Source organism: Pedobacter sp. Leaf216 (genome assembly GCF_001421515.1).
In the GTDB taxonomy this organism is placed as follows: Bacteria; Bacteroidota; Bacteroidia; order Sphingobacteriales; family Sphingobacteriaceae; genus Pedobacter.
The window spans coordinates 49,596-59,901 of sequence record NZ_LMKM01000020.1; the positions used below are offsets into that span (position 1 = coordinate 49,596).

General features: G+C 37.9%; 12 protein-coding genes. 2 read left to right on the forward strand and 10 right to left on the reverse strand.

Going from position 1 to position 10,306, the window contains the following annotated elements; translation table 11 throughout:
- Nucleotides 1-3: 3 nt before the first annotated feature.
- The 7 genes from eboE to ASE74_RS15100 all read right to left on the reverse strand — a co-directional run bounded on the left by eboE (nt 4) and on the right by ASE74_RS15100 (nt 6,058).
- Entirely contained in the window at nt 4-1,185 is a 1,182-nt protein-coding gene (gene eboE, locus ASE74_RS15070) for a metabolite traffic protein EboE (RefSeq protein ID WP_055910803.1), read from the reverse strand.
- A gap of 4 nt (nt 1,186-1,189) precedes the next feature.
- Nucleotides 1,190-2,434, reverse strand: coding sequence for a 3-dehydroquinate synthase (locus ASE74_RS15075; protein ID WP_255352045.1), 1,245 nt, complete (start codon nt 2,432-2,434; stop codon nt 1,190-1,192).
- The gene (eboC, locus tag ASE74_RS15080; protein WP_235526106.1) at nt 2,379-3,263 is read right to left on the reverse strand and encodes a UbiA-like protein EboC; all 885 of its coding nucleotides are present in this window, start codon (nt 3,261-3,263) and stop codon (nt 2,379-2,381) included. Before eboC ends, ASE74_RS15075 begins: the two co-directional genes overlap by 56 nt.
- A 5-nt stretch (nt 3,264-3,268) precedes the next feature.
- Complete coding sequence (locus ASE74_RS15085) at nt 3,269-4,216, reverse strand: TatD family hydrolase (RefSeq protein WP_235526108.1); 948 nt, start codon at nt 4,214-4,216, stop codon at nt 3,269-3,271.
- A gap of 66 nt (nt 4,217-4,282) precedes the next feature.
- Complete coding sequence (locus tag ASE74_RS15090; RefSeq protein ID WP_157255437.1) at nt 4,283-5,146, reverse strand: EboA domain-containing protein; 864 nt, start codon at nt 5,144-5,146, stop codon at nt 4,283-4,285.
- Between the two features lie 10 nt (nt 5,147-5,156).
- Nucleotides 5,157-5,537 carry a transmembrane 220 family protein gene (locus ASE74_RS15095; protein ID WP_055910808.1) on the reverse strand — a complete coding sequence of 127 codons (381 nt, stop codon included), beginning with the start codon at nt 5,535-5,537 and terminating at the stop codon, nt 5,157-5,159.
- A 230-nt stretch (nt 5,538-5,767) separates the two neighbouring features.
- Entirely contained in the window at nt 5,768-6,058 is a 291-nt protein-coding gene (locus ASE74_RS15100; protein ID WP_055910810.1) for a hypothetical protein, read from the reverse strand.
- Between the two features lie 171 nt (nt 6,059-6,229).
- On the opposite strand from ASE74_RS15100, the gene ASE74_RS15105 reads away from it, so the two are divergent.
- Together ASE74_RS15105 and ASE74_RS15110 are read left to right on the forward strand one after the other, a co-directional pair.
- Entirely contained in the window at nt 6,230-7,084 is an 855-nt protein-coding gene (locus ASE74_RS15105; RefSeq protein ID WP_055910812.1) for a helix-turn-helix domain-containing protein, read from the forward strand.
- Nucleotides 7,085-7,159: 75 nt separating this feature from the next.
- Nucleotides 7,160-7,852 carry a hypothetical protein gene (locus ASE74_RS15110; RefSeq protein WP_055910814.1) on the forward strand — a complete coding sequence of 231 codons (693 nt, stop codon included), beginning with the start codon at nt 7,160-7,162 and terminating at the stop codon, nt 7,850-7,852.
- A 14-nt stretch (nt 7,853-7,866) separates the two neighbouring features.
- On the opposite strand, the gene ASE74_RS15115 is transcribed toward ASE74_RS15110, so the two are convergent.
- The 3 genes from ASE74_RS15115 to ASE74_RS15125 form a co-directional block, all read right to left on the reverse strand.
- Complete coding sequence (locus tag ASE74_RS15115; protein WP_055910816.1) at nt 7,867-8,211, reverse strand: hypothetical protein; 345 nt, start codon at nt 8,209-8,211, stop codon at nt 7,867-7,869.
- Nucleotides 8,212-8,445: 234 nt separating this feature from the next.
- The gene (locus ASE74_RS15120) at nt 8,446-9,318 is read right to left on the reverse strand and encodes a helix-turn-helix transcriptional regulator (protein WP_055910819.1); all 873 of its coding nucleotides are present in this window, start codon (nt 9,316-9,318) and stop codon (nt 8,446-8,448) included.
- Between the two features lie 56 nt (nt 9,319-9,374).
- Nucleotides 9,375-9,836, reverse strand: a complete 462-nt coding sequence (locus tag ASE74_RS15125) for a hypothetical protein (RefSeq protein ID WP_055910821.1) — start codon at nt 9,834-9,836, stop codon at nt 9,375-9,377.
- Nucleotides 9,837-10,306 lie beyond the last annotated feature (470 nt).

A 10,306-nucleotide genomic window follows, 5' to 3' on the forward strand; every position in this document is an offset into this window, starting at 1 on the left:
ATTTTAAGATGTTAATAAATTTTTCACCCAGGCCAGTTCCCTGATAATTGAATCGTTTAAAGGTGCTTTTAAAGCAGCAGGCAAAACTTCCCAGGTATAGGTTTCTACCTCCAGGTGGTTGGTAAAGGGATTGCTTTTGTGCAAATTTAAAACCTCTGTAATGTCTGATTGTGTAGATTGGATCAATCCCATATCCTCAACAAAAATCGGCACATGAAAATGCGCTCTCCACTCCTCTACTGTTGTATCTCCTCCTTCAAGCAATGCATTGGGAAGATCGGGGTACCGCACTAAATTACCATCCTTCTTTTTGGCAATTACCTGATGGAGATAAGTTGGCTCATCAAAACCCCTTAATTGATCCAAAACTGCCGTCCGTTCAGAAACAATTGCTGGTAACTTCGCTTTCAGGGCAGCACTAATCTGTATTTTCCCAATTTTTATGCCTTTTTCGTTCAACTCATTTATGATGGCGGTATGCGGTTCGTAACCAATGGCAAAATGACAAACATCATAACACAAACAAATATGTGTTTTAACTATCGTTTCTCCATCATGAGCCTTACTGGCGGGTAAAAGTTCATTTTGATACCAGTTGATAAATTCGGCTCCCGATTCTAAAAAACCATCGGGTTCTGGCTCAATATCCAAATGGATAATTTTACCGGTTTGTTTATGCAAAACTGCTAAACCAGTGGCAACTTCTACTATGTTAGATGTTGCAGTAGTTGTTGCTGCCTGCCTTTCCTGATCATCTTTAAACCAGGGTTTATAGCTCAATGGTGAGGTAGAAATGCCACCATCCATACCTTCTGGAAGTATCTGCGTAAGGATTTCAGCCAAACGAAGTGTATAATCTACCCGTGCTCTAGTGGTCCAATCGGGTGCATGTACCTGATCTTTCACCTTTGTATTATGGAAACCACCATACGGAAATCCATTCATGGTAAACACGTAACCACCCGCTACATCAAGCCATTGCTTAAAGGTGATTAAATGATCTTCCTGCAATAGTTCTATGCTGGCCAGGTTAGATAGGCGCAAACCAATACCCATGGGTGAATCGGGCGATATTTGTGCTTTTAATATGGGAAAACTATCCCTTAACACTTCAAAATGTGCCATCCAGTTTTCGCCTGCATAAATATTGGTACAGAAAGTTAAATGTCCGGAAGTTAATTTCATGTATTTATTGTTGGATAAATAGTGCTTGATTATTTAAAATTCCGGCTGCCTTTTTCAAAATTTCGGTATCTATTTCGTGTACTTCTTCACCACTACCCAATGCCGTTAACAAAGTGATGGTTAACTCACCACCAAGATGCTCCCTGAATTCTTCCAATCCTTGCAAAATCGGACTGTTGCCTTCAGTAACCTGCAATAATGGATGGGTTAATTCGAAACCAAGCACCTGAATTAAGGCAATTACCCTTTGTGCATCCTCAGCACTGATCCTTCCTGATAAATTGGAATATACAGTGTCTAAGGCAATACCCATGGCAACCGCTTCACCATGTCTGATTTCGAAATTGGTTAAGTATTCGAGTTTATGGGCACTCCAATGACCAAAATCAAGCGGCCTTGCCGAACCGTTTTCAAAAGGATCGGCGCTACGGATATGTTCCATATGAAGTTTGGCACATTTCCAGATCTGATAATTCATTGCAGCCATATCGCGGGCCGCAAGTGCAGCAGCATTGGCCTCAAGCCATTCGAAAAATTCGACATCTTTTATCAATGCAACCTTAATCGCTTCTGCAATGCCCGAACGCCAATCGCGGTCGGATAATGTTTTCAAAAATAATTCATCATTAAAAACAGCAACCGGAGATGAAAATGTGCCCAGGAAATTCTTTTTATTAAAATAATTAATGCCGTTTTTTACGCCTACACCAGAGTCGTTTTGCGAAAGCACTGTACTTGGTATCCTGATGTGTTTTATACCTCTGTGGGCAACTGTAGCAGCATAACCCACCATATCGAGTACAGCCCCGCCGCCAATTGCAGCCACAAAAGAATGCCTGTCTATACCATGAACATTGATCGCCTCCAAAACCTGGTCGAAATACTTTGTATCGTTTTTCACCAGCTCTCCGCCTGGAATTACTAAAATATCCTGAATAAGCTGCGTTTGAGCATATTTTGAAAAATATGCTTTAAGCTGATTATTTAGGTTTGGGTGTGTGTTTGCTACGCCTTCATCTATAACAAAAAGGATTTTTTTTATGGTAACAGCTGGATTTAGGTTCACTAAGAAACTGTTCAGCAACTCGTTTTCAGGTGAGAAAAGTGCTGAAGTAAAAAATACATTGTAATTGTACTGTACCGTAAAAGATTGTTGTAAATGTTCCATTTTTATTGGATAATGTAATGTTCTGTTAAGTAACGGCGAATAATTTAGATAGCCACATGGATAGTGGCAACAATGCAGCAATTATAAAAGCTAAAATAAGGGCATCAAAAGTTACTGCCCAGGCAGCATCCATTAAAATGAGGGATATTACGCCTGCCTTCACCGCAGCACCTATATTTTTACCAACAGGCTGTTTTATTGCTTTTAAAAGAGGCTTAAAAATCATAAAGGTAAAAGGAACCAAAAACAATAGCGACCACAACAGCCTGTCGTTTACAAAAGCGAAATATGTAATGGCACAAATTACAATGGCATACAAAACTGCAGCCAGATACAAATTTTTAGTATTGCCGCCATGCACTTCTCCACGACTGGTCATGGTGATAGAAAAAATGTAAATTACCGGAATAATGGCCAAATAGTAATGGCTGTATAGCATAGTCGGAACAATGCTTAAGCCTAAAAGTAAATTAAAGCCTCTGCATAATCCCATGTTTAATGGACCAAAAAAAGAATGGTGTTTGCCAAATTTATTATAAAGCAAAGCAAAAACTGCGACTAAAACAGCAAACATGCCCGATGTAACACTATTTAATGTAGCCAAAACTATACCAGTTATCAACAAAAAGCTCCCTAAAACAGCAGCTTTTTTTAGGCTGATTAATCCGCTTGGAATTGCACGTTCGGGCCGTTCTATTTTATCAAGATCGGCATCAAAAACATCATTAAAAACGATTCCACCTCCATATAAACAGGCTGTAGATACGGCCAAAAGTACAATGGATAGCCATGGAATGGATAAACCGTTACTTAAAATGCCAGAAATAGCAATTCCGGCCAAAATATCGGCTACTGAAGTAACAATATTGGCTGGGCGCATCATGCGCAGATAAACAATTATTTTTTTCAATACGCTTAACTAATAATAATCGAAGATTTGTCTGGTTTTGGTTGCTGTCCGCCACGTAAAATGGTATTACCTTCAAATTTCTCGGTTAGGTCTACATTTTTTTGTGCATTAAAATCAGCTTCGTCAATCTGTCCGCTCTGAGCAAATGCAGTAATCGCATTTCGGTAAGTAACCAACTCGATGTCCTGATCGCTCAAACCACGCATTTTCATCAAGGCAGCTGTTTTAGGCACAGCCAATGGATCGCTGATGCCCCAATCGGCAGCAGAATTAACCATAATGCGTTCGGCTCCGTATTGTTTTACAATTTCTACCATCCTTTCATTTCCCATTTTGGTAAAAGGGTAAATGGTAAAAGCAGCAAAAAAACCTCTGTCTAATACTTCTTTTACGGTTTCTTCATTATTATGGTCAATAATTATGCTGTAAGAATCAAGGCCATGCTCCAAAGCAATATCCATACTCCGTTGTGTTCCTTTTTTCTTATCGCGGTGAGGGGTGTGTACCTGCACAGGCAAGCCAGCTTCTTTAGCCAGTTCTAGTTGCAGGCGGTAATATTTTTCTTCGGCAGCGGTTTGGTCGTCGAAACCAATTTCACCAATACCTACCACACCTTCTTTATAAATAAATAAAGGCAATATCTCCATCACCTGCTCGGCTAAACTTTCATTATTCGCTTCCCTTGAATTAAGGCCAATGGTACAATAATGTTTAATGCCAAACTGTGATGAACGGAAGCGTTCCCAGCCAATTAAACTACTATAATAATCTCTAAAGCTATCCAATCCTGTACGTGGCTGGCCTAACCAAAATGCAGGTTCTATCAGCGCAACAACTCCTGCATCGGCCATCGCCTGGTAATCATCTGTTGTTCTAGAAGTCATATGCACATGCGGATCGAAAAACTTCATCCCCTTAACTGCACTGATATCAAAAGCCTCAGGCGTTCCCATTAATGCTTTATCTCTTTCAATTGAACTACTGCAACACATATACTATCTATTTTGATTTTTTAATCTTTAAAATGAATTCCAGTTTAACTGCCCATCAGCAAGAGCGATTTTAAGTTCCGGAAAAGTATTTATATAATCCTTAGCAGGTTGATACTCAGATTCATCAACTGCAAGCGCTATGGCACGTTGTTCGGATTGATTATAACGCTGTAAACCAATTTTTAAGGCCTCAAAAATTTCTGCATTGATAAATTTGCCCACAAGGCGCCATAGTTGTGGGTTTACATCTCGCCCTGCTGCCCAACGTTCTTTTGCATAATCGGTAAGCGTTAAAGCCAGTGCTAAATTAGCACGTTCTTGCAAACCAACAATCAGTTTAACATTTTTTTCGGTAAAAAAGGCTTTTAGCACCAATTGGTTCCAGGCGGCTTCATTAAGGTTTTCTGATGGATATGGATTGTTTTCCATAATAGCTTCCAATACAGAACCGATATTGCTTCTGATTCCTTCTGCACAACGCTTTACCCAAATTTCGGGATAAGCTAAAAACGGTAATGCTGAATATAATGCCACGGCCTCATTCATCTCGGCCGATAAAAACAACCTATCTATGGTGGAATATAACTGATCCTGATTTTCTGAATTTAAAGTACTTAATAGCCATACCCTGCTGAGTCTATCAATTGTCCACGTATCAATGTAGCCGATTCCAGCTTTATCCAACGAAACTTTTTGTGCATCATTAATTTTAATACTGGCTTTCCCTGTCTTTCGCGGCACCATTACAAAAGCCTTGCTAATCTGTGCATTGCTATCGGTTGATTGCAGGGTTACCTCAAGCCAGTTTTTGCACTCATCGTTTACGTTACTTTTTACAATGTCCGATAAAATTTCATCGATCAATTTCTTATCATCCGCTCTCATCATCATAAACGCTTTTTTAACTTGTCATTCCGGCTGAAACAAAATAATTGATCAGCAAAGCTCCTGCAATAATCAGTAGGCCAAAAAATTCACGTGTTTGCTCAATATAGGGTTTTGTTGCCTGCATGCTTTGCACTAAACTTTCGCGCCTGTATTTTGTAATCCAATCGCGTACCCCATCCTTTGCAAAAAAAAGAATGATGGCATAAATAAGGTAAAAGGCGATTAAAAAAAGGTATACAAAAGGATAAAATTTACCTGCAGCAGCCAATCCACATGATATAGCGGCACTTAAGTAGATGGAAACCCAAAGAAAAGCATCGTTATCATTTAAGTTTACATAAGCAAAACCTAAAAACGAGATACAAAAAATAATGTTAAGGATAATTAAAAGCATTTTAAATTATTTGGTTTAAAACAAGCTAAATCGATTTCCCGATTCTTTATTCAAAAACAAAGTTATTTAAACTGAATGCTTTTTTTGCATTAAAATATGTAAATTATATACTGCTATTTAATATTTTGTTAACAACCGCTAAAAGCGGCGATTTTTTGTACTTTGTTGAACCTGGAACTGCATAAATAATTTGTGACTGACTTTAACAGATTATCAGAATTCAATTAGCTTTATTCTGCCTTTTGTTCTTTGGGATCTTTATCTCCAAGATAAGATTTAATCTTTTTCCGAAAGCGTTCAAGCTCCTTGATGGTTGAGTTAGATTTCATCAATTTTAACTTCGAAAACTTTTTCAATAGCTTTGATAAAGGAAGAAGAAATTGCTCGGTATGGCGGTGCATGGCGCATAAAACAGCCTCATTAATTGCACTACTTACCTCAAGCTGTTCGTGCCCATCTTTGCAAGAAAGTTCCATAAGGCATTCAAAAAGTAGTTTTTCTGCACTGATCAATTTGTTCATAAAGTTTATTTGCTCTTCATTTACTTATTCATAAACCATGCCAATATGTGGTGAATTCACCTTAAAGTTTATATCGTTTTAGAATCAAAAATGTGAATTTGTTAATCGATATGGGGAATCAAATTCAGTTAATTAGAAATTAATTAGCGTACAAAACAAGTAACTTTGGGCATGAACTACATCCCGGTACATTCGTTACAGGACAGAACTGCACATGGCTTGCAGATTAAACATTTTAATAAAGATGAGCTGCCGAATGATGATGCAATAACACTTGGTGCGCACCGTGATGACCACTATATTTTCTTTCTGCTGGAAGAAGGTATTGGATCATTAATGATTGATTTTAATGAAGTGCACTTGTCGGGAAATATGCTATATTATGTTTTACCTGCTCAGGTGCATCACCGAATCCGGAATGAAGCTGCAACAGGATGGTTTGTGGCTGTAGATACTTCCCTCATTCCACGAGAATGCAGGAATGTTTTTGAGGGGCAGTTATCACTTCAGCAGCCCTACCCACTCAATACCAACGAACTGAGGCAATGTCACGAGCTATTGCTTCTTCTTACCGAAAAGCAAAGTGATGATACCAACAGTCCGTTTTACACCACCATTGTACATTCTTTATTTCAATCCTTTATCGGGATGGCGGCAGGCTGTTACAGTCAACATACTGGGTTAAACCTTAATTTGTCACGTCCGGCGCAGATCAGTTCGCAGTTTAAACAATTGCTGAGTGCTGAAATGCATTCTAATAAAAGTCCGGCAGCGTATGCCTCGCTTTTAAATATTTCTGAATCTTATCTGAGTGAAGCCCTTAAAAAGCATACTGGTTTTCATGCAAGTTATTGGATACAGCAGGAAGTGATCATGGAAGCTAAAAGATTGTTATACTACAGCGAACTCACAGTTAAAGAAATTGCCCATAGTTTAGGTTATAACGATCACTCGTACTTTTGCCGTTTATTTAGAAAGGTAACGGGAACCCCAGCAATAGCGTTTAGACAGCAATACCGGAAATAATCCTATCATTACAACGATTCGGCAATTTTATCCATCTTAAAAACCAGGTTTCTTTGTAGTGTAAAAACATACGAAATGGAAACCTCTATATTAACACAAATCAGAAAAAAGGCAGGAAGAATAATTGAAAGCCAATTGCTTAAACCAGGACGCGTATTGGATGTGCGGTATTGGGAATCTTCTGATATGATTGAAATTGATCTCCACCTTCCCTATGCAGAAATGCAAAATTGGAACCAGATTCCATACATCAAACTTTGTGTGGATGATTTTACTTTTCGTGACTATACACCTTTTGGCTGGGATGTAGAAACAGCAACCTGCTCGCTATTGATTGATACTGATCATGACGGTCCGGGGAGTCGTTGGGCAAAAGCACTTCATAACGGTGATACCATTCACTATTTAAAAATGGAAAGTACGCGCCAGGCACCACATCCAACAGATTTTGTGGTGGGATTGGGCGATTCCAGCAGCCTTGGTCATCTGCTTGCTTTGCAACAACTCACCATGCCAAAAGCCCGTTTTGAGGGTGCTGTACTGCTTCCAAACCTAAATTGCGGGAAATTGCTATCTGAATATTTTTCTGTATCCTTAAATACCTTAACCACAGTTACAGAAATTACAGATTGGCTGTTAAAACAAGGATATTGCACAACACACACCTGGTTTTACCTTGTTGGTAACCACCATTTCGTTACGAAATTGCGCAAATTATTAAAAAGCTTAGGGCATGCCAATATCCGCATTAAGGGGTTTTGGTCTTGATTTACAATTTATTTTTACGAACCTGCTTCATCATCGTTGGAAGCAACACCAAGATTCCTGACTACGTTTAGTACTCCTGTTCGCCAATGCAGATAACCCAGGTTGCCACAGATTTCGATTACTTGCTCTTCAATTTTTGCAGGCACATCATTTACAACGCGAAAACGTATTTTATACTTAGGATTATAACTGATATAGATAATAAGGTCTGCATTACGCTCTCCAACATCGGATAGGAATTCAAGATGTTTATCACGCAATTCTTCTGCTGCCCGCTGTAACCGTTCATTCATCAACTTCGAAAGCGCCTTATCCGGAACAAAATCAGTTTCCAGGATAGCCAATACCGTAACCACCATGTGTGCAAAAATAAAAACCTATCTCATAACCACAAGGGCAATTTATCAATCAACTGAAAATGAGGTTGAATAATTTCTTATTTATGTTTATAAATGCGGTTTCTTTAAAATGAGCCTATAAATCTGCTAACAAAAGGCGGTTAAATTGCGCTCAGATAGATCTGGTAGCTTATTGATATTGGCATAATTTTGATGAGGATAGCTTTTTATTCAAAACATCCTTCTAATAATAACCTATTTGGTGTAATCCCTTTTAAATTGCTCTGGAGTTAAACCTGAGTATTTTTTAAAGAATTTAGTAAAATAAGAATTGTCGTTAAAGTTAAGTTCATTAGCGATTTGAGAAATATTCACTTCACCACTCACCAGCAAACGTTTAGCTTCAAGTAGAATACGTTCCCTGATAACCTCTCCTGCCTGTGCTCCTATTAATTCTTTACAAATTGCATTCAAATGGTTTGGAGTGATAAACAGCATTTCGGCATAATCTTTTGGCATCCTTTTCAGCAAGTAGTTTTCTTCAACCAGTTTCTGAAAATTACGCAATACCACCATGTTATGGGTTTGAAATTGCTGCAATTGTGTAACAGCCGTTTGCTGTTCTACCAAATGCAGAAGAGAAAGTAGCAACACCCTTTGAAAATCAGTATTCTTATTTGAATTTATGTTTACCTGGGTATATAATTGATTACATAGTACCTCTACATCATTTCTAATTCCTGGCGGTAAATCTTTCACATTTCCTTGGTCCGCCCCTGCAAAAAAAGAAAAACCTTCCAAATAATCTGGTTTCAACAAAAAAGACTGGAAAAAATCCTTTTCAAAATTGAAAATGTAACCATCTACCTTATTATCAAAATTCCAGGTATGCACCTGTCCTGGCGACATAAAATAAATTTGCCAGGGCGTAACTTTATATTTATTAAAATCGATAGAATGAGTGCCGGAGCCTGCGGTAAAAATAACGAAATGATAGAAAGTGTGGCGGTGTGGAAAGATCAGATTCTGGTGTACCGCTAAATAATGCTTTAGGTGATCTACTAAAATATCACCATGATTGCCATCAGTTAATGTACAGGAATCCAGAATTGGTATAACGTCTCTCATTCGCAAATTTAACAATTGCGAAGGTAATGCATTTAAGAAAGCGCTTCAATTAGAAATTATTTTTTTACGGTATGCTCATTAATACGACTTGGATCATAGTGCAATCCCGGAGAAAGCCAATACAACAATACCATTCTGGAATATCTGTAATTAAAAGGTGAAAGCAAAGCAACCCCAGTAAATATTACCAAAACGAAATACCACAGGTTTTCATAAACAATATCAAGACCTAAAATATAGGCTGCAACGCTAATCGAAATTATTTCTGCAACATTCATGGCATAACTCACAAACATTGATACATAAAAATAACCAGGTTCACGTTCAAATTTTAATGCACACACCTTACAAACTTCATTCATTTTTTGAATTTTAAGTCCGTAAACTGCTCCGGTAAAAACCGATCCCATTCTACACCTTGGGCATTTTGAATGAATAAAACCACTCCATTGAGAAACCGCAGGTTTTTGATTACTTAATTTTAAATCTGAGAATTGATTGTTAATGGTGTTTTCCATAATGAAATTCGTTTACCAAAGGTAAAAACCCGAATAGGATAAATTATTGTATCAATCAACTTATAAATGGTATTATTTAAGGTCTATTATTGAACTGCAATGTAATAATATACTTTCTGCAACAATTTGTAACGCAAAAAAGGGCAAACATTATTTACGTTCGCCCTTTTTCTGTTTAAAGTCATCACAAATTAAGCAGACCTATTTACAGTGAACGGATAGACGGTCAATTCATGTTGAATAAAAATAACACAATTCGACCAAATAATGTAACATTTTGGATATAAAATATATGAAAATATAAAGTATTCGTAACAGGACTTTGCATCTTCAAAACGATCAGAACAAAAAAAATTCAGAATCAGATAAATCGAGTAAGAAGCAGGGAATTAGTTTCCCTGCTGTCTCCTCACACCACCGTACGTACCGTTCGGTATACGGCGGTTTGTTAGAATAACTTCGTTTGGTGT

Bases quoted from the DNA above. Each gene is read 5' to 3' on its own strand.
- eboE (WP_055910803.1), bottom strand. From the start codon at position 1,185: ATGAAATTAACTTCCGGACATTTAACTTTCTGTACCAATATTTATGCA.
- ASE74_RS15085 (WP_235526108.1), bottom strand. From the start codon at position 4,216: ATGGGAACGCCTGAGGCTTTTGATATCAGTGCAGTTAAGGGGATGAAG.
- ASE74_RS15090 (WP_157255437.1), bottom strand. From the start codon at position 5,146: ATGATGATGAGAGCGGATGATAAGAAATTGATCGATGAAATTTTATCG.
- ASE74_RS15095 (WP_055910808.1), bottom strand. From the start codon at position 5,537: ATGCTTTTAATTATCCTTAACATTATTTTTTGTATCTCGTTTTTAGGT.
- ASE74_RS15100 (WP_055910810.1), bottom strand. From the start codon at position 6,058: ATGAACAAATTGATCAGTGCAGAAAAACTACTTTTTGAATGCCTTATG.
- ASE74_RS15105 (WP_055910812.1), top strand. From the start codon at position 6,230: ATGAACTACATCCCGGTACATTCGTTACAGGACAGAACTGCACATGGC.
- ASE74_RS15110 (WP_055910814.1), top strand. From the start codon at position 7,160: ATGGAAACCTCTATATTAACACAAATCAGAAAAAAGGCAGGAAGAATA.
- ASE74_RS15115 (WP_055910816.1), bottom strand. From the start codon at position 8,211: ATGGTGGTTACGGTATTGGCTATCCTGGAAACTGATTTTGTTCCGGAT.
- ASE74_RS15120 (WP_055910819.1), bottom strand. From the start codon at position 9,318: ATGAGAGACGTTATACCAATTCTGGATTCCTGTACATTAACTGATGGC.
- ASE74_RS15125 (WP_055910821.1), bottom strand. From the start codon at position 9,836: ATGGAAAACACCATTAACAATCAATTCTCAGATTTAAAATTAAGTAAT.